The sequence below is a fragment of the Stenotrophomonas sp. GD03930 genome (assembly GCF_029839665.1).
In the GTDB taxonomy this organism is placed as follows: domain Bacteria; phylum Pseudomonadota; class Gammaproteobacteria; order Xanthomonadales; family Xanthomonadaceae; genus Stenotrophomonas; species Stenotrophomonas forensis.
In genome coordinates this window covers 1,276,870-1,296,224 of sequence record NZ_JAOCAV010000001.1, presented here as the reverse complement: position 1 = coordinate 1,296,224, position 19,355 = coordinate 1,276,870, and the positions used below count along the sequence as shown (strand labels likewise).

9 protein-coding genes and 1 pseudogene are annotated in these 19,355 nt (G+C 68.6%); 6 read left to right on the top strand and 4 right to left on the bottom strand.

Features of this window, described 5'->3' with window-relative positions; all coding sequences use genetic code 11:
- Window positions 1-82: 82 nt before the first annotated feature.
- The 3 genes from recD to recC are packed head-to-tail and all read right to left on the bottom strand — an operon-like array spanning window position 83 to window position 8,990.
- Window positions 83-1,963 (bottom strand): exodeoxyribonuclease V subunit alpha, encoded by a 1,881-nt coding sequence (recD, locus tag N5C18_RS05840; protein ID WP_279944036.1) that lies wholly within the window; start codon window positions 1,961-1,963, stop codon window positions 83-85.
- Window positions 1,960-5,640 (bottom strand): exodeoxyribonuclease V subunit beta, encoded by a 3,681-nt coding sequence (gene recB / locus N5C18_RS05835; protein WP_279944035.1) that lies wholly within the window; start codon window positions 5,638-5,640, stop codon window positions 1,960-1,962. The genes recD and recB overlap by 4 nt, the downstream gene beginning before the upstream one ends.
- Window positions 5,637-8,990, bottom strand: coding sequence for an exodeoxyribonuclease V subunit gamma (gene recC, locus N5C18_RS05830; RefSeq protein WP_279944034.1), 3,354 nt, complete (start codon window positions 8,988-8,990; stop codon window positions 5,637-5,639). The genes recB and recC overlap by 4 nt, the downstream gene beginning before the upstream one ends.
- Before the next feature lie 189 nt (window positions 8,991-9,179).
- On the opposite strand from recC, the gene N5C18_RS05825 reads away from it, so the two are divergent.
- From N5C18_RS05825 to N5C18_RS05800, 6 genes and pseudogenes are all read left to right on the top strand, one after another.
- Window positions 9,180-9,968: an ATP-binding cassette domain-containing protein gene (locus tag N5C18_RS05825; RefSeq protein ID WP_279944033.1), complete on the top strand. Its 789-nt coding sequence runs from the start codon at window positions 9,180-9,182 to the stop codon at window positions 9,966-9,968.
- The gene (locus N5C18_RS05820; protein WP_005414955.1) at window positions 9,968-10,717 is read left to right on the top strand and encodes an MlaE family lipid ABC transporter permease subunit; all 750 of its coding nucleotides are present in this window, start codon (window positions 9,968-9,970) and stop codon (window positions 10,715-10,717) included. Before N5C18_RS05825 ends, N5C18_RS05820 begins: the two co-directional genes overlap by 1 nt.
- A 59-nt stretch (window positions 10,718-10,776) precedes the next feature.
- Window positions 10,777-11,241, top strand: a pseudogene (gene mlaD, locus N5C18_RS05815) (outer membrane lipid asymmetry maintenance protein MlaD); the annotation flags it as partial.
- Between the two features lie 56 nt (window positions 11,242-11,297).
- Window positions 11,298-11,960, top strand: a complete 663-nt coding sequence (locus tag N5C18_RS05810; protein WP_164240909.1) for an ABC transporter substrate-binding protein — start codon at window positions 11,298-11,300, stop codon at window positions 11,958-11,960.
- A complete protein-coding gene (locus tag N5C18_RS05805; protein WP_008266246.1) occupies window positions 11,950-12,261 on the top strand; it encodes an STAS domain-containing protein in 312 nt (103 codons plus the stop codon). The genes N5C18_RS05810 and N5C18_RS05805 overlap by 11 nt, the downstream gene beginning before the upstream one ends.
- A 1-nt stretch (window position 12,262) precedes the next feature.
- Window positions 12,263-13,279 (top strand): VacJ family lipoprotein, encoded by a 1,017-nt coding sequence (locus tag N5C18_RS05800; RefSeq protein WP_164240911.1) that lies wholly within the window; start codon window positions 12,263-12,265, stop codon window positions 13,277-13,279.
- 129 nt (window positions 13,280-13,408) lie between these two features.
- On the opposite strand, the gene N5C18_RS05795 is transcribed toward N5C18_RS05800, so the two are convergent.
- Complete coding sequence (locus tag N5C18_RS05795; protein WP_279944032.1) at window positions 13,409-19,228, bottom strand: putative Ig domain-containing protein; 5,820 nt, start codon at window positions 19,226-19,228, stop codon at window positions 13,409-13,411.
- Between the last annotated feature and the right edge of the window lie 127 nt (window positions 19,229-19,355).

Here is a 19,355-nt window from a genome sequence, read left to right as displayed (position 1 = left end):
TCTGTAGAGTCGAGCCATGCTCGACTCCGGGGTCCATCAGCCGAGCATGGCTCGGCTCTACAGGAAGCGCATCGCGCCCACGTCAGAACAGCGTGCCCTGCACCGTGGGCTGTTCGATGCGCGTTGGTTGTTCGGCCACCTCTTCCGCACCCAGTCGCCAGGCCAACCCGCCCAACCGGCTGGCGTGACGCTTCAAAGCGCCCTGCAGCACCTCGGCGCTGCCGGCCACGTGCAGGACCTGGCGGGCACGGGTCAGGCCGGTGTAGACCAGTTCGCGCGACAGCACGCGGCTGTCCTGGCGCGGCAGCTGCAACCATACTTCGTCGAACTCCGAACCCTGCGCCTTGTGCACGGTCATCGCGAAGGCGCTTTCGTGCGCGGGCAGTGCGGCCGGGTGGAAGGCGCGTGGCTGGTCGACGGTGTCGCCGGGGAACCAGGCCACCATCGCGCCGCTGCCATCGCGCAGGCAGATGCCGATATCGCCATTGAACAGGCGATGACGGTAGCTGTTCTCGGTGACCAGCAGCAGCCGGCCCTGGAAATAGCCCGGTGTATTGCCGGCCAGCAGTTGTTCGATGCGGCTGTTGAGCCCGCGTGCGCCCTGCGGGCCTTCGCGCAGTGCGGTCAGCACGCGCAGGCGTCCGGCCTGCTGCAGGGCGAGTACCGGATCGGCGGCGTCGGCCAGTGCGCGCCAGTGGCCCAGCAGGTGCTCGCGCTGGCCACGCAACGGGTCGGCCTCGCCTTCATGGAAACGCACGCCCGCCAGTTCACCGCTGCGCAGCAGCTGCAATGCGGCGCTGCTGTTGCCTTCGCGCACGGCATGCGCCAGCGGTGCCAGGTCCAGTGCATCACTCTGCCGGTAACCGCGCTGCAGCTGCACGCGGCGCCCGGCAAAAGCGCGTGGTGTGGCCTGCGGCTGCAACGTGGCCGGCGCCAGCAGGCCATGCAAGGCCTGCGCATCGTCGGCACGGGTGCCGATGCCATCGCCGCTGGCACGCAGGATCGCGCTGAGCACGTCGCCGGCTTCCACCGACGGCAGCTGGTCGGGGTCGCCAAGCAGGATCAACCGGGTGCCACTGGCGATCGCATCGACCAGCTTGGCCATCATCGGCAGATCGATCATCGAGGCTTCGTCGACCACCACCACGTCCACCGGCAGCGGATTGTCGGCGTGGTGGCGGAAGCGCGGTGAATCGGGAATCACCCCCAGCAGGCGATGCAGGGTGGTGCCGGTGCTGGGCAGTGCCGCGCACAGCGCCGGGTCCAGCCCTTGTTCCTGCAGGCGTTGCACGGCGACGCGCAGGCTCTCGGCCATGCGCTCGGCGGCGCGACCGGTGGGCGCGGCCAGCGCGACCTCGGGCGCCGGCTGGCCGGCCTGCCGGGCCTGTGCGGCCAGCAGCAGCAACAGGCGCGCGATGGTGGTGGTCTTGCCGGTACCGGGGCCGCCTGTGACCAGCGCCAGCGGATGTCGCAGGGTCACGCCGGCCGCGCGCGCCTGGTGATCTTCGCTGCCGGACGCCTGCGGGAACAGATGCGCGAACAGTGGTGCCAGCGCTGCCATGTCCGGCGCCGGCAGCGGATGCCGGCCAATGCGTTGCAGGCCGGCGACCAACTGGCGTTCGTACTCGCGGTAGCGGCGCAGGTAGAGCAATCCGTTTTCCAGCACCAGCGGCGCATCCTCGGCGATGGCATCGGCCTGCTCCGGCGTCGCCACCCAGGGTGATGCGCGCAGCTGTGTCAGCCAGTCCTGCGCGGCGGGCCATTCGGGCACGCCTTCCAGCAACCGCTGTGGTTGCGCCGGATCGAACGCGGCATGGCCTTGCGAGACCGCCAGCGACGCCAGCGCGGCGGCCAGCGCCACGCTGTCCGGAGTGTCGTCGCGCAATCGCTGCAAGCTGGTCGCCAGTGCGTGGTCGAGGGTGCGCAGCAGGCCCTTCTGGTGCAGTTCCTTCAGCAGGCTCATGCGCTGGCTCCACGGGCACGTGCGGCCAGCTCGGCCTGGGCCTGCTCGCCACCGGCGAACAACGCGTCGAGGGCATCGACCAGCGCCAACGGGAAGCGGTCCACGTGCACGCCATTGCCGGCGGCATCCAGGCCGCGGCAGAACAGGTAGCGGATGCCGCCCATGTCGCGCTCGTAGTCGTAGGCCGCACCCAGCCGGAAACGCAGCCAGCGATGCAGCGCCACCGTATAGATCAGCGCCTGCAGGTCGTACTCGCTGTGGCGCATGGCAATGGCCAGCAGGTCCGGGGTGTAACCGGGCAGGCGGTTGGACTTGTAGTCGAGCACGTACCAGCGCCCGTCGCGCACGTAGGTCAGGTCGATCATGCCGGTCATCAGCCCTTCCAGGCGGCGGCGCTGGCCGAAGCCGCGACGCGTACTGGAAACCCCATGTGCATGCAGCACCTGCAGCAGCGCCGGTACCGTGGTCGGTTCGATGGCGAAATGGAAGTCGATTTCCGCACGGCGCTCGCCTTCATCCAGGCTGTGCAGCGCACCGCCCTCCGGCAGCGGCACGGTCAGCGTGTGACCGACCAGCGGCACCAGTACGGCCACGCCATCCCCAAGGTCGGCGTCAGCGTAGCCCTCGTCGTGCAGCGCCTTGCGCAGTACCTCAGCCTGGCCTTCAGGGGCTTCCAGGCCCGGTCGCCAGCCACCCCAGGCAGCGAAGTCGACGTTCTCCATCGCTTCGTGCAGCACGTTACCGAAGCGACTGCCCATGAAGCGCGGGTCGACCGCTGCGCTGTCCTCGGCGGCCGCAGCGGGTTCCGGCAGCGCGGGCTCCAGCGGTAGTTCCGGCCCCGCGGGTTCGTCGGCGGCGGGCGCCGGCAGCTCGGTGGCGGCGGCTTCGATGTCACTGCCCGCGCCAGCGTCTGCATGGGCCAGCTGGGTGAAGCTGTACACCCACCAGTCGTGCGGCACGCGCCGGGTCAGTGCACGCACGGCCGGCAGCTCACCTTCCACTTCGGCCGCCAGCTGCGGCAGTGCGGCCGGTGCCTCACTGTCATCGATGTGCACATCGGCATGCGCGCGCAGCGCCTGCAGGTCACCCAGCAGCGGCGCGAGCCGCGTCTTTGCCAGCCCGGCCAGATCGCCCACCGCAATCCACAGCGCATGCTCGGCGCGGGTCAGGCCGACATACAGCAGGCGCGCGTCCTCGGCGCGCTGTTCGCGCTCGCGCTGGGCGCTGGCCGTTTCCCAGGCCTCATCCTTGTCCAGCTTCCAGTGCAGCTGGCGCTGCCCACCCACGTGCACGGTACAGTGCGAAGCGGTGTTCGGTGCGCCGCCGTCGATGCCGACGAACGGCAGGAACACCAGCGGGTATTCCAGGCCCTTGCTCTTGTGCAGGGTGATGATCTGCACGCGGCGTGCATCCGATTCCAGGCGCAGCAGCTGCTGCTCGTCATCCTGGTCGGCGCTGGCCATCTGGCCCTGCAGCCAGTCCAGCAGGCCATGCATGCCCAGCGCCTGCGCCGAGGCTTCCTGCAGCAGTTCGCCCAGCTGCAGGTAGTTGGTCAGGCGACGCTCGCCATCGATCAGCGCCAGCAGGCGTTCGCCCTGTTCGGCACAGACATCGGCGATCACCGCGAACGGTCCACCGCGCTGCCAGCGCTCGCGCCAGTGCAACAGTTGCGCCTGGAACCCACGTTGCAGGTCGCCCTCGCGTTCCATCGCCGCGATCGCACTCGCCCGCTGGCCAATCAGCACGGACGCCAGCGCCGCACGCAGGCGTCCTTCATCGGCCGGTTGCAGCAGTGCCAGCAGCAGTGCGCGCAGATCACGTGCCTCGCTGGTGGCGAACAGGCTCTGCTTGCCCGCCGCCACGGCAGGAATACCGACCGCTGCCAGCGCGCGCTGTACAAGGGTGGCCTCGCGATGCGAGCGCACCAGTACCGCGATGTCGCCCGGCTGCACGGGGCGCCCGCGCAACACGGCGTTACCGGCGCGCGCATCGACCAGGGTCTGGTGGATCGCGGCCACGCAGGCCTGGGTCGCTGCATCACGCGAGGCGTCGGCACTCATCGCCTTGTCGCCGCCACTGCGCAGCACGCGCAGGGTCAGTGCCACGGCGGCGCGGCCGTCGCGCAGGTAGTCCGCGTCGATGCGCACGCCACCGGGGCGCACCGGTTCGAACTGGATGTCGCGCTCGAGGAACGCGTCTTCGCCGCCGTTGTCGTACAGCGCCTGCAGGGCACGCAGCACGGCCGGGCGTGAACGGAAGTTCTGGTCCAGCACCGGCGCCTGCTGCGCCACCTGCTTGGCCGTCAGGTAGGTATGGATGTCGCCACCGCGGAAACCGTAGATCGCCTGCTTGGGATCGCCGATCAGGAACAGCGCCGGCGCCAGGCCCAGCTCGCGCACCTCCGGCGAATCGCCGAACACGGTGTGGAAGATGCCCCACTGGCGGTCGTCGGTATCCTGGAACTCATCGACCAGCGCGATGCGGTACTGCGCGCGCAGCTGCCTGACCAGCGCCATGCGCTGCGGCCCTTCCAGGGCCAGTGCCACGCCATCGATAAGGTCGTCGTAGGTCTGCACCCGTCGCGTGCGCTTCAGCGCGTGCAGGCGCTGCGTGGCTTCGTCGCGCAGGCGGTGCAGGAAGTTCAGCGCGGTGGCACGCAGCCAGGCATCACGCTCGGCCAGCAGCGCCACATGGCGCGACAACGGCGCCTGCAATGGTGACGACGGCGTGCGGCCGGGGAACTTCTTGTTGGTCTTGTCGGCCAACACGTCCGGCAGCAGTGCCGGCAGGCGTTCGCTGGCCAGGAGCTCGCGCGGATCGGCGCGCTCGGCCCAGGCCAGCATCTGCCGGCCCAGCGGGTGCAGCCAGCCCAGCTTGTAGGACACGCCGTTGATCCACTTGTTGTCGACCGCATCGCAGAGGTCGATGAAGAACTGCTCGCCATGCTCGCGCAGCGCCCGCTGCAGTTCGGCGGCGTTGGCCTGCAATGCCGGGTGTGGATCGGCCAGCGTCACCGGCCGTGGCAACGGGTGCAGGGGCGGCGCGGCCAGCAGCGCGCGCAGATCGGCCGCCAGGGCGTCCGGGGTGGACCACAGCCAGGTCAGCGGCTCCAGCGTGGCCGGATCATTGGCGTGCACGCGCCACAGATCGGCGGCGAGTTCCTCCAGCAGCTCGCGGTCACTGGCCAGCAACTCGGGCGGGTCGAAGGTATGGCCGCTTTCCAGCGCATGCTCGCGCAGCACGCGGATGCAGAAGCCGTGGATGGTGAAGATCGAAGCCAGATCGATCTCGTCGGCGGCGACCTGCAGGCGACGCTTCAGCGCAGCGGCGCTCTCGGTGTCACCCTGCAGATGGCGCTGCAGCACTTCGCGCGTCAAGCGCACATCCGGCGCCTCGCCCTCGGCCGGTTCCAGATCGACCAGGCGCGCGGCCAGCGCCAGCCGCTCGCGGATACGCTTGCGCAATTCCTGGGTGGCGGCGTCGGTGAAGGTCACCGCCAGGATCTGGCCGATGCGCAGCCCCTGCTCCACCACCAGGCGGGTGAACAGCGTGGCCAAGGTGAAGGTCTTGCCGGTACCGGCGCTGGCCTCGATCAGGCGGATGCCCTCCAGCGGCAGGGCCAGATAGGGGTCGTGACCGGTGGCGTCGATGCCCTCGTCGGCGATGGTGCTGTTCATGCGCGGCCCTCCTGGCCTGCCTCAGCGCCCAGGGTGCGGCCTTCGCGCACAGCACTGAAGACCACCTGGCTGTTGCGCAGCAGATCGGCATAGCCGGCATCGGTGGCGAACGGGTCGGCACCGCGCAGCAGCAGCTGCCAGGCGTCGCTGCTGGATTCACCCCAGCTGCGGTCGCTGCCGTGCCACTGCTTCCAGCCTTCGCTGCGCTGTTTCTCGCCGGCCGTGTTGTACAGCACCCAGCCGGTATAGGGGGCGAAGCGCAGCGGTTCACGCAGGCCACGCTGGCGCAGCTGCAGCAGCGCGCGCAGTGCGGCGCGTGCAGCGGGCACGCTCAACGCTGGCAGCACATGCGGGCCCGGGCCGGCATCGCCGCCATCGTGGAACTGCACCAACGGCAGGGCATCGCCGGCGGCGTTGGCCAACAGCCAGTCCAGGCCCTGGCGGATCACCGCATTGCCGTTGAGGGTGCCGGCGCGCAGGCGCACCAGCCCTTCGGGATGCCGATCGGTCACCCGCCCATGCAGCCGCACGCCGTCGATATCGACTTCATACCGGCGGCTTTCCAGCGGTTCGCCCTGCATCCACCCCAGCAGCGCGCTGGCATACGGACGGGTCTTCAGCTGCTCCACTTCGAACTGGCGCTCACCCAGTGCACCGGACGGCAACAGCCCACGCGCGCGCAGGCGTGGATACAGCGGCTCGGTATCGCCATTGAGCGTGGCACGTACCACCGCTGCCTGCACGCTGCGCTTTTCCGGGCCGCGCGACGACAGCACCAGCGGCTCCAGGTCATCCACCTCTTCGACCTCGTCGGCCAGGCGCAGGCCCAGCGACTGCGCCAGGAACTGCCCGGCCGGATCGCACAGGAAGCGGCGCAGGGTATCGAGTGCGACCTCGTCTTCCACGGCATCGTCGAGCGGCGGCGGCAACGGTGCGTCGAACCAGGGCAGCAGGCCGCCACGCTGGCCGGTGAGGCGGCCGGCCGCCGGATGCCATTGCCTCCGATAGCTGAAACGGCGCGGATCGCCATCGCCGAACGCAGCGGGCGAGAACGGCTGCAAGGCATGGCGCACGGTGAAGTCGCGCACCGCCATCGTCGGATCCAGGTGATAGGCAGCGGCGGCATCGATCAGTTCACTGACCAGCACCGATGGCTCGCGCACACTGCCATCGCGTGGATCGGCACCCAGGTAGCTCAGGTAGAACACCTCCTGCGCCGCGGCAAACAGCTGCAGGAACAGGAAACGGTCGTCTTCGCGGGTAGAGCGGTCGCCGGGTCGGCGACGCGGCGTGTCCAGTTCGGCAGTTAGCTGGTTGAGACCGGCAGCCGGGTCGCGGCGCGGGAAATCGCCGTCATTCAGGCCCAGCACGCAGATCACCCGGAACGGCAGCAGGCGCATCGGCACCATGCGGCCGAAGCTGATGCCACCGGTCAGCAACGGTGCGCGCGTATCGGCCTCGCCCAGTGCACCGGCAAAGTGCGCACGCACCACCTCCGGTGGCACGCCTTCGTTGAAACCGGCCTTGGCAGCGTCCTCGGCGAACTGGTTGAGCAGCTTGCGCAGGCGCTCCAGCGCGCGCTGGCTGTTGGGCGAACTGGGCGCGGTCGGCAGCAGCGCGTCCAGCAGCGACAGCAGGCGCTGCCGCCATTGCGCCGGGGTCAGCAGTTCGCCGAGTCGACGCTGGTAGACCGCCAGAACGCGCAACAGGCGCAGCAGCCGGTCCAGCGCTTCCAACGCACCGCCCTCCAGCTCGATCCACGGCGCCACACCGACACCGGCCAGGTCGGCCTCGCTGCCGGTGGCATGGCCAAGCACCAGCCGGTCCAGCGCGAACTGCCAGGTGTAGGCATCGTCGGCCGGTGCCTGGTGCTGGTCGCGATGCTTCGCGTCCAGGCCCCAACGCGCACCCGCCTGCTGCAGCCAACCATGCAGGCGGTCGAAGTCCACCGCTTCCAGGCCGGCCGCTTCGGCCAGCGGTGCGCTGGCCAGCAGGTCCAGCACCTCGTTCAGGCCAAAGCGCGAGACCGGCAGGCCCAACAGGTGCACGAACACATCGGCCAGCGGCTCGCCGGCCAGCGGGCTGCTGTCGGCCAGCGCGTAGGGAATGTGCTCTTCCTCACCACCACGACCGCCGAACACGGCTTCCAGGTACGGCACGTAGGGATCGATGTCCGGCGCCAGCACCGCGATCTCGCGTGCCTGCAGCGGCGGGTCGAAACGCGCGTCCTGCAGCAGGCTGCGCAGCTGGTCGTGCAGCACCTGCAACTCGCGCAGGCGGGTATGGCAGGCATGCACCTGCAGGCTGGGGTCGTCGCTGCGCAGCCCATCGCGCAGCTCGCCCGAAGGCAGCGCACGACGATGGAACAGGTCACGCTGCAGGCGATGCAGCAGGCTGTCGGACAGGCCGCCTTCGTCCAGGGCCGGCCGGGTGTCTTCTTCCGGGTCGGAATAGGCGGCGATCTCGCCGGCCGGATGCACCACCTCGTAGCTGCCCAGCACCGCCATGAAGTCGCGGCCCGCGGCGCCCCACGCTTCGAGCAGGCGGTTCTCGCCGGCCGCTTCCCCGAACGGATCCGGCGCGCCGCTGCGCAGGCGCTCGGCCAGGGTCTGCAGGTCGCCCCAGTACGACTGCACGGGCGTGGGCATATAGAAATGCAGCTCGCCCACCCGTGCCTGGGTGGCCATCACCCGCAGCACGTCGGGGGAGATGTTGAGCGTCGCGAACGCGGACATGCGCAGCGGCAAGCCCTTCGGCAACGGCTGGCCCGCCCCTTCGAAGCGGTCCAGGTATTCCTGGATGCGGCGCGCGCGGTAGTCGTGGCCATGGGTGATGGTGCGCCACAGGATCGCCTGCGGATCGGCCGGATCGGCACCGGCCGCCCAGCGCAGCAGCCAGTCGCGGCGCCAGGCCTGGTACTTCTCGAACACCGAGGCCAGTTCGCCGGCCAGCGCCCACGGCTTCAATGCGTCGCCACCGGCAAGGTAGGACTGCAGCGCGCGCATCGGTGGCTGTGCCAGCAGCGCCGGATCGCGCAGTGCCTGGTACAGCTTCCAGTGCAGGCCGGCCGCGTCCAGGTCGTCCTGCTCGCCGCTGACGTTGGCCTTCAGCGCGCGGGCCACGAACTCGCCCGGGGTGAGGAATTCGAGGTTGGCGGCAACACCGAACTCGGCGGCCAGTGTCGCTTGCAGCCAGCGCCGCATCGCCACCTGCGGGATCAGCACCACTTCCGGTGCCAACAGCGGCTGGCCCGCGACCGGCGCGCGCACGTTACGCGCCAGCAGTGCGGCCAGCACGTCCAGGGAATTGGAATGGTAGAGGCGGAAATCGCTGCCTGGGTCACTCATCATGCACAGTGTGCAGGACGGCAGGCAGTATTCAATGGTTGGCCCGTCACCGGTACGGATTGTTCCGGGGCAGGCGCCGATTGTCCCGGCCTGCGCCAAGCCTTGTCGTGCAACAATACTGCACCGTCCAGTCTGCTTATGTTCAGCCGACGGGCCCGATCCTTCGATGTCTAAAAAACGTTAATGGTGCCCATGTCGGCTTCCGCCTCCAGTCTGGTGCAGTTATCCAACGTCCGCATCGACCGGAGCGGGCGCACGATCCTGCGCGATGTGTCGCTGCAGGTGCCCAAGGGCAGCATCACCGCCGTACTGGGTCCGTCCGGCAGCGGCAAGTCGACCCTGCTGGCGGCACTGACCGGCGAACTGCGCCCGGTCGCCGGCGACGTCACCCTGTTCGGCAGGCCGATCCCGCACGACAGCAGCGCGCTGCTGGAAATGCGCAAGAGCGTGGGCGTGCTGCTGCAGGGCAATGGCCTGCTGACCGACCTCACCGTGGCCGAGAACGTGGCGCTGCCGCTGCGCACGCACACCCGCCTGCCGACCGCCGTACTGCGCCAACTGGTGCAGATGAAGCTGCATGCGGTGGGCCTGCTCGCCGCCGCCGATGCGTGGCCGCGCGAGCTGTCCGGCGGCATGGCGCGCCGCGTGGCACTGGCCCGCGCGCTGGCCCTGGACCCGCCGCTGATGATCTACGACGAGCCGCTGACCGGGCTCGACCCGATCGCCTCGGGGGTGATCATGAGCCTGATCCAGCGCCTCAACCACAGCCTGGGCCTGACCAGCATCATCGTCAGCCACCACGTGCACGAGACCCTGCCGATCTGCGACCAGGTGATCGCCATCGCCAATGGCGGCATCGTGTTCCAGGGCACGCCCGAGGCGCTGCAGTCCAGCCAGGACCCGCTGCTGCGGCAGTTCCTGCATGGCCAGCCCGATGGCCCCATTCCGTTCGATGCCGCGCCGCGCGCGAGGGTTGCCTGATGCCGTTCGTGCAAGCCACCCGTTCGCTGGGCCGCGCCGGCCTGTTCTCGCTGACCGTGCTGCGCGGTTCGCTGCCCACGCGTGATTTCCTGGCCGAGCTGACCCGCGAGATCTACAAGATCGGCGCGCGCTCGCTGCCGATCATCGCCGTCGGCGGCGCTTTCGTCGGCCTGGTGCTGACCCTGCAGGGTTACCGCACGCTGACCACCTTCGGTGCGGCCGACGCGCTGTCGACCCTGCTCGGCCTGTCGCTGTACCGCGAACTGGCGCCGGTGCTGACCGCGCTGCTGTTCATCGGTCGCGCCGGCAGTTCCATCGCCGCCGAACTGGGCCTGATGCGAGCCACCGACCAGATCAAGGCGCTGGAACTGATGGCGATCGATCCGGTGGCCAAGGCGGTGGCGCCGCGCTTCTGGGCGGCGGTGCTGACCGTGCCGCTGCTGACCGGCATCTTCTGCTCGCTGGCGATCAGTGCCAGCTACTTCGAAGCGGTGCATGTGCTGGGCCTGGACAACGGCGTGTTCTGGTCGGCGCTGCGCAACAGCGTCGATTTCTGGGATGACTTCGGCGTGGCGATGCTGAAGTCGGCGATCTTCGGCGGCACCGCCGCGCTGGTCGCCGCCTACGTTGGTTTCCACGCCGAGCCGACCATCGAGGGCACCTCGGTGGCGACCACCCGTGCGGTGGTCAACGCCTCGCTGCTGGTGCTGATGTTCAACTTCGTGTTGTCGGCAATGTTGTTCACCTAACCCCTCCACCGGCGGTGCGCAGGCGCGCGCGGCCACTACGACTCGATCAGGTAATCCACATGGCCATCCGCGGTCCCAGACTCGAATTCTCCGTCGGCGCCTTCCTGCTGCTGGCCCTGGCCTCGCTGATGGTGCTGGCCGTGGCCTCGACCAACCAGCGCTGGAGCTGGGGAAGCCAGGGCTACGAGCTGAAAGCACGCTTCTCCCAGGTCGGCCAGCTGCGCAAGCAGGCCCCGGTGAAGATCGGCGGCGTGACCGTCGGCCAGGTCGCCTCGATCGACCTGGACCCGGTGAAGTTCGAATCGATCGTGACCCTGCGCATGGACAGCAAGGTCAAGGACCTGCCGGCAGACACCTCGGCCGGCATCTTCACCAGTGGTTTGCTCGGCGAGAGCTATATCGGTCTGCAGCCGGGCGGTGATCCGGACGTGCTGAAGGCCGGCGACGAGATCGTCTTCACCCAGCCGGCCGTGGACCTGATCCAGCTGGTCGGCAAGTACATGTTCAGTGGCGGCGCCGGTGGCGGCGCTGGCCAGAAGCCCAACGATGGCGCGCAGGCGCCTGCAACGGAACCGCAACCATGAAGATGAAACTGATCCCGGCCCTGCTCGCTTCGGCGCTGCTGGCAGCTACTCCGTTCCTCGCCCAGGCCCAGGCCGCCGCCCCCGCCGCAGCCGCGACGCAGGGCCAGGCCGGCAAGGTGGTGATCGATGCCAGTACGCGCATCCTCACCACCCTGCAGCAGCGCCGGAGCGAGTTCAGCAGCAACCCGGCCAGCCTGCGCAGCTACATCGACAGCGAACTGAACCGCACCTTCGACCGCGACTATGCCGCGCGCCTGGTGCTGGGCCCGCACGCCCGCGGCGCTTCGGATGCCGACATCAAGCTGTTCGCCGATGCCATGGCCGACAGCCTGATGCAGCGTTACGGCTCGACCCTGCTCAACATCCAGGGCAAGCCGAGCTTCCGCCTGAAGGGCGAGAGCCCGCTGCCGGGCAACCGCGGCGTGCGCGTCAGCACCGAACTGGTGCGTGCCGGCAGCGAGCCGACCCCGGTCGAGTACTGGATGCGCAACGTCAACGGCCAGTGGAAGATCTTCGACGTCAACATCGAAGGCATCTCCTACGTGCAGACCTTCCGCAACCAGTTCGACACCCCGCTGCGCCAGAAGGGCATCAAGCAGGTGGCCGGCGAGCTGCACAGCGGCAGCATGCAGGCCGGGCCCGCGGGCAATGGCAAGTAACGCACTGGCACTGCTGGAAGGCGACACCCTGCGCCTGCGCGGAGTGCTGGATCGTGCCGCAGTGATCGCACTGTGGCCGCAGCTGCAGGCGCTGCCCGCCCAGCTGGCACGGCTGGAGCTGGGCGAGGTCGAGCGCGTGGACAGCGCCGGCCTTGCCCTGCTGGCCGAACTGGCGGCACGTGCACGCAAGGCCGGCCACCCGCTGGCGATCTCCGGCGCGCCGGCCGGCTACAACGAGCTGAGCGCGGCCTACCGGCTGTCGCCCGACCTGGATTTCAACGCTACTTCTGCTGCGAGCTGACATGAACGTCGTACGCACTCTCCCCCTGATCGTCCTGGCCACCGCCCTGACCGCCTGCGCCGGCAAGCCCGCACGCAGCGATGCACCGGTGGCCAGCACCGTGGTTCCGGCCAATGCCGCTGCCGAAGCCCCCTCTGCAGTTGCCGATGGCGGAACGGTCGACCCTGCCGTGGCCGCTCCGGCGGCGCAGGCGCCGGTTGCCACGGCCCCATCGCCGGCCACTCCGGCAGCGCCCGTTGATGGCAATGCAGCGAACACCGCAGCAGCCACCGCACCCGGCGGCGACGATGATTTCGACGCCCTCTATGGCGGCGCCGGCAATACCACCAACGCGGCGGCCTACGATCCGTGGGAACCGTTCAACCGCAAGGTGCATACCTTCAACAACGCGGTCGACCGCGGCATCGCCCGTCCGCTGGCGACCGCCTATACCCATGTGGTGCCGCGCTTCGCCCGTACCGGCGTCAGCAACTTCTTCAGCAACCTGCGTGCGCCGGTGACCATCACCAACCAGCTGCTGCAGGGCCGCGGGGCCGATGCGTGGGACAGCCTCGGCCGCTTCCTGATGAACAGCACGCTGGGTATCGGTGGCCTGTTCGATCCGGCCAGCAAGGCGATGGTGCCGCGTCGCAATGAAGACTTCGGCCAGACCCTGGGCGTGTGGGGCTGGCGTCGCTCGCGCTACGTGGAACTGCCGTTCTTCGGCCCGCGTACCGTGCGTGATGTGTTCGGCCTGGCCGGTGACATCCCGCTGTCGCCGATCCGCCGCATCGAAGAAGACAAGGTCCGCATCGGCCTGCAGGGCCTGCAGCTGGTCGATACCCGCGCGCAGCTGCTGGCGATCGACGACCTGCGCGACACCGCGGTGGACGAGTACTCGCTGGTCCGCGATGCGTGGATGCAGCGCCGCAACTACCAGATCGAGAACGATCTGCGCAGCAAGCGCGAGCGCGGCCATGACGATGCCAATTCGCCGATTCCCGTCGATGCGATGCCGATGCCGCAGTGGACCCACTGAGTCGTTTCATCGCTGCATGAAAAACCCCGCCTCGGCGGGGTTTTTCTTTGCCTTCGATTGCAGTCCGGGGCTCCCGCCCTGAATCCAGGCGGGAGCCTCACCGCAGCCACTGCCGCCAGTGGTGATGGGCTACAACTGCTTGTCCAGGCTGATCTGCACCCCATGGTCGCGGTCGTCGCCGCTGCCGACCAGGCCGCGATAGTCCACTTTCAGGCCCCAGTTGCGGCCGAAGTCGAACATCACTCCGGCGCCGAGCACCCATCGGTTACGGTCGAAGCCATCCAGCGTGGTGCGGTAGAACGGCAGCTCGCCGAGGTCGGCATATTGCAGGGTGGCCACACCGCTGCCGCTGAAATCATGCTGGTATTCCACCCTCAGCTGCGGCGTCCACGCGCCCCACCGTGCAACCCGCCGTACTTCGACGCGCAGGCCGGCGTTGCCGGTGGTGGCATCGACATCCTGGCTGCCATAGCGCAGCGCGAACAGATCGCTGCCCTGTTCGGCATAACGGTCCAGCGAGCCCTGCGAGGCATCCAGGCGCGCATATGGCGTGAACTGCCAGTCGCCGCGGGCCAGGTCGGCGCCGAAGGCCAGCGAACCGAACCATTGGCTGCCGTTGCGGCGTGCATGCGCGAAGCTGCCATCTGCGGTCACGTAGCGACGCAGGGTGTAGTCCAGCAGCTGGTGGCCGACCAGCGCATCCACGAACAGGCTGCGGCCCAGGCTGTAGCTCGCATACAACGCCATGCTGTAGGCCTGGCCATCGCTGCGGCTGCCACGCTCGCCAACATCGCTGCGATCGCGTCCATACCCCAGCGCGGCACCCACCGCGAGGGTGTCACTGAGCCGGCGGTCGGCACCGATGGTGACACCATCGGTCTCGAAGTCGACTCCGCTGCGCTGGCCGCCCTCGTTGCGCCCGGAGCGGATCGTGCCGCCCACCCACAGGCCCAACGGTGCCTGCGAGTTTGCTGCCGGATCGGACACCGCCGGCGCCGGTTCGCGATCGAACGGCTGGCGACGCTGCGCATCGCAGTCCGGGCCCGGCACGTTGCCCACCATCGGTTCACAGCGTCGTGGCGCGTACGACAAGCTCAGGTTGTTGCTGAAGCCGTTGCTGCGGCTGGCGCCATGCAGCCGCTGCATGCGCTGCTGCAGGTTTTCGATCTGCGAATTGGCGAATCGACGGGCCGCATCGCGCTGTGCCGACAGCAGGCCACGTACTTCCGGATCCCGGCTCGGATCGGGCCGCGGCGCGATCTGCACGACGTAGTCGTGGCTTCCGCTGAAGCCCAGCGCGTCGGTCGCAGTGATAGTGAAGGCGAACGCACCCGCGGCGGTCGGCGTGCCGGCCAGGCCACCGGCCGGTTCCAGCGTCACTCCATCCGGTAGTGCACCGGCGCTGAGGACATAGCGATAGGGTGCGGTGCCACCAGCAGCGGCCAGGCGCTGCTCGTAGCGGTGGCCAAACAGTCCCGCCGGCAGGGCAGACGGGGTCAGGGTCAGTACGGGTGCCGACACATTCAACGTGTAGGCCTGGGTGGCCGAACCTGCGCCACCAGTGGTGGCATCACTGACAGCGACGCTGAAGCCGAAGCTGCCCGCCACGCTCGGGGTACCCGCGACGCGTCCGGTGCTGGCATCCAGCACCAGGCCCGCTGGCAACGCACCACTGGCCAGCGTGTAGCGATAAGGCGCCAGACCGCCGGTGGTCGCGAAAGCCAGCGTGTAGCTGCTGCCGGCCGTCGAGGCCGGCAACGCGCCGGCGACCGGAGTCAGCGACAGGGCAGGCGCGGCGATCGTCAGCGTATAGGCCTGTACCAGACGGGCCGGTGTGCCAGTGGTGCTGTCGGTGATCGTCGCGCTGACGGTGAAGCTGCCCGACTGCGTTGGCGTACCGGACAAGGTGGCGCTGGCGGCATCGAACGACAACCCGGCGGGCAGCGTGCCCGACAACGCTACGTGATACGGCGCGATGCCGCCGCTGGCGGTGAACACCATCTGGTAAGGGCTGCCTGCGGTGCCGCCCGCCAGCGTGCCCGGGGTCGCCACCAGCACCGGACTGGCCACCACCAGGCTGTAGCTCTGGGTGAGGCTGGCCGGCGTACCGCCGGTACTGTCGGTGATCGTCGCACTCAGCGCGAATGTGCCCGACTGTGTCGGCGTACCCGACAACGTGCCGCTGGCCGCATCGAAGGTCATACCGGCCGGCAGCGAACCACTGAGCACCACGTGATACGGCGCGATGCCGCCCGTCGCAGTGATCACCTGCTGATAGGGATTGCCCGCCGTTGCGGCCGGCAGTACGGCCGGTGTCGCCGACAGGCTCGGGCTGGCCACCACCAGGCTGTAGCTCTGGGTGATGCTGGCCGGCGTACCGCCGGTGCTGTCGGTGATCGTCGCACTGAGCGCGAACGTGCCCGACTGCGTCGGCGTACCCGACAACGTGCCGCTGGCGGCGTTGAAGCTCATGCCAACCGGCAACGTACCGGTCAGTGCCACCTGGTACGGCGCGATGCCACCCGTCGCGGTGATCGCCTGCTGATAGGGATTGCCCGCCGTTGCGGTCGGCAGCACGGCCGGTGTCGCCGACAGGCTCGGACCCGCCACCACCAGGCTGAACAGCTGGCCGACCGTATACGGGCCGTTGCCGGTACTGCTGTCCCTGGCTGATGCGTTGATGTTGAAGGTACCCGAGGCCGTCGGCGTGCCGCTGACGGTTGCGCTGTTGGCGGTAGTCGCGGTGACCGACAGTCCGGCCGGCAGGTTGGACACCTGGTAACCACTAAAGGGCGCGCTGCCGCCGGACCAGGTGAACGTCTGGCTGTATGGCATACCGGCCACAGCGGTGAAACCGCCGCTGGCACCGATGGTGATGGTCGGATCGGCGACCGTGACCGTCACCGTCGCCGGTGTGGACGTTCCGCCCGGTCCGGTCGCGGTATAGGAGAAGCTGTCCGACCCGGCATAACCGGTTGCCGGCTGGTAACTGATCGTGGTCGGGCCGGTCACCAGTGCCGTGCCATGGGTGGGCGCCGCCGCCAGCGTCAGCGAGGTGGCGGGGCCGCCACTCAGGATCAGTGCTACGTTCGCCGCCGGAGCATTGAAGCCCACGCTCAACGTACTGTTGCCTGCCAGCGGTAGTGACTCCGCGACGGTGATGGTCAGGTTCTCGGTAACGTCGAAGGGCGCACCTGTGCCACTGGTGCTGTCACGGGCGACGACCGTGAAGTTGAACGTGCCCACCGCGGTCGGCGTGCCGCTGATCACCCCGTTGGGGCTGATCGCCAATCCTGTCGGCAGTACGCCTGTGACACTGAAGGTATAGGGCGCATTGCCACCACTGACCGGGCCACGATTGCTGCTGAACGGCTGGCCACGCACGGCTGCTGGCAGCGCAGCGCCTGGCAGGGCCAGGGTCGGCCCGGACACAATCAGCCCGTAGAACGCCGTCCCCATGTTCGGTGTCGGGCTGCTGTCGGTGGCACTCACGCTGAACGAGAACGTGCCCGCCTGGGTCGGCGTGCCAGACAGTGTCCCGGTGCTGGTGTTGAACGTCAGGCCGGTGGGCAGCGTGCCCGACAGCGCGTAGGTGTAGGACCCGGTGCCGCCGGTAGCCGAGAACGTCTGGCTGTAGGCAACGCCTGCCTTCGCCGGCGGCAGCACCGTCGGCCCCACCACCACCGGTGCGTCATCGGAGACGATGGTGACCACGGCCGAGCCGTCGGCCACGCTGGCGTTGACCGGGTTGCTCAGATTGACCTGGAAGGTCTCGTCGGGCTCCACCGTGGTATCGCCGTTGACCAGCACGGTGATCGTCTGCGTGGTCGTGCCGGGCGGGAAGCTGAGCGTGCCGCTGGCAGCCGTGTAATCGGTCGGCGCAACGGCGGTGACATTGGCCGTGGCGTACTGGACCTGGACCGGCAGCGCGCTTGCCGCTGACAGTGTCACGGTCAACACCGCCGGCGTGGTGCCGCTGTTGCCCTCGGTGACGTTGATGTCGGCGATGGACAATGAGGGTGCCGCGTCATCATTGATGATCGTGCCCCGGCCTTGGCCGTCGGTCAGCGTCGCGCCGCTGACATTGGTCACATTGACGAAGAAGTCCTCGTTCAACTCATGCAGTGTGTCGCCATTGACCTGCACGACGAAACTGTAGGTCTGGCTTCCGGCAGGAATGGTCTGTGCGACCAGACTGCGTGCGACGTAGTCCGAGCCCGCAGTGGCAGTGCCATTGGCAGTGGCAATGTCGAAGCTGACCCCGCCGGCGGGCGCAGGCGCGTTCAGCGATACCGTGAAGGTGAAACCGGTGGTGCCACTGTCGCCTTCGTTGGCGCTGACGTCGTTGATGCTCAGCCCCGGCAGGTCATCGTCGCGCAAGGTACCGGTGGCACTGGCCGGCGCGCCGATCTGATGCCCGGCGCCGGGGGCGAGGGTCAACACCACGGTCTTGTCAGGTTCGGGAATCGCGTCCGGGATGGGCGCGATGCTCACGGTCGCGCTGGTGGCACCTGCGCCGATCACCAGCGGCGAACTGACTGCGGTGTAGTCGGTACCGCTGGCTCCGGTGCCGCCCAGGGTGAAGGCAATCGACAACGGCACCGGGTTGGGCCGATCAAGGGAGATGGTGTAGACCAGCGGCACACCGCCATTCTCGTTGACGGTTGCCGGCGAGACGCTGACCGTGGCCACCGGGAAGTCGTCGTTGACGATGGTGCCGGTGGCACTGGCCGGTGCACCCACCGTGTAACCGGCGCCCGCGGCCACGGTGAAGATCACCGTTTCATCGGATTCGACCTGAGTATCGGCGACGGGAACGATGTTGAACGTGGCACTGGTGGCGTTGGCCGGGATGGTCACGCTGGACACCGCACCGGTGTAGTCGGTGCCGCTGGTCGCCGTCCCGGAAAGCGTCAGGTTCACCAGCATCGCGGTCGGTTGGCTGGCGCTGCGCGTTACCGTGTACACCAGCGGCGTGCCACTGTCCTCGGCGACGCTGCTCGGCGATACATTGATGCTGACGGTGGGCGCGTTGCTGACCGTGAGGGTGAAAGACTTCAGTTCGTAGTAGGGCGCCGCGCCTGCACTGTTGTCGGTGATCCGCAGGGTCAGTGGATAGGCCTGCGCAGGGCCACTGGGCGTACCGCTGAAGGTGTCCACGCCGTTGAACGTGATGCCTGGCGGCAAGGCGCCCGATTCCACCGCATAGGTGTACGGCGCAACGCCGCCACTGCCATTCAGGGCCAGCGAGAACGCATTGCCGATCACTGCCGTCGCGGCGGTCGGCGTGATCGACAGGGACGGATTCTGCACCGTCAGCGCGTACGCCTTGTCGACCACGGCCCCCAGGTTGTCGGTGGCGCGCACGGTGAAGCTGACGGCGCCACGCCGGGTCGGGGTACCCGAGAGCGTGCCGTTGCTGTTCAGGGCCAGCCCCTGTGGCAACTGACCGCCGTTGATTGCGTAGGTATATGGCGAAGCACCGCCTGTAGCACTCAAGGTCTGGCTGAAGGACGTGCCGGCCGTCATCGGGTCGAGGACCGCAGGACTGACCACGATCGACGACGCCGGCGGGTCGATGATCATCGTCACCGTGACCGTATTGCCGTCGGTGTCGGAGAACTCGAAGACATCGCCGACGGTATTGAGCCCGTTGTGGCTGTAATCGACGAACCAGCTGCTGCCGGCGATGCGCAGGATGGCACTGCCACGCTGCGGGAGCGCGGGTCCATCGACGGGACCATCACCGGCGAAGTTGATGTTCCTGGCGCAGGCCGTGACGTTGATCGGCACGCTGCCCCCGCTCGGCACGTGCACCGAGAAGGGGCCGCAGAGGGTGGACGTATTGGCGGCGGAGGCCAGCCCGGGCCATAGCAGGGCCAGGCAGGACAGCAGCAGGACGAACGCGAACGCACGCGCGGAACGCGCGGTACCGGAAAGGAACGCCATGACTCTTCCCCCTTAGAAGAATCCCACCTGGATGTGGAACAACATCGAGGTGCGCGTTCCAGCTGGCGGTGCTTCCGGGGAGGTTCTCCCCTGCCAATCCCCGGCGGTGCCAGCGGTAGGCCATCCA

What these genes read in the sequence shown, in the direction of transcription:
- recD (WP_279944036.1), bottom strand. Translation starts at nt 1,963, where the DNA reads ATGAGCCTGCTGAAGGAACTGCACCAGAAGGGCCTGCTGCGCACCCTC.
- recB (WP_279944035.1), bottom strand. Translation starts at nt 5,640, where the DNA reads ATGAACAGCACCATCGCCGACGAGGGCATCGACGCCACCGGTCACGAC.
- recC (WP_279944034.1), bottom strand. Translation starts at nt 8,990, where the DNA reads ATGATGAGTGACCCAGGCAGCGATTTCCGCCTCTACCATTCCAATTCC.
- N5C18_RS05825 (WP_279944033.1), top strand. Translation starts at nt 9,180, where the DNA reads ATGTCGGCTTCCGCCTCCAGTCTGGTGCAGTTATCCAACGTCCGCATC.
- N5C18_RS05820 (WP_005414955.1), top strand. Translation starts at nt 9,968, where the DNA reads ATGCCGTTCGTGCAAGCCACCCGTTCGCTGGGCCGCGCCGGCCTGTTC.
- N5C18_RS05810 (WP_164240909.1), top strand. Translation starts at nt 11,298, where the DNA reads ATGAAGATGAAACTGATCCCGGCCCTGCTCGCTTCGGCGCTGCTGGCA.
- N5C18_RS05805 (WP_008266246.1), top strand. Translation starts at nt 11,950, where the DNA reads ATGGCAAGTAACGCACTGGCACTGCTGGAAGGCGACACCCTGCGCCTG.
- N5C18_RS05800 (WP_164240911.1), top strand. Translation starts at nt 12,263, where the DNA reads ATGAACGTCGTACGCACTCTCCCCCTGATCGTCCTGGCCACCGCCCTG.
- N5C18_RS05795 (WP_279944032.1), bottom strand. Translation starts at nt 19,228, where the DNA reads ATGGCGTTCCTTTCCGGTACCGCGCGTTCCGCGCGTGCGTTCGCGTTC.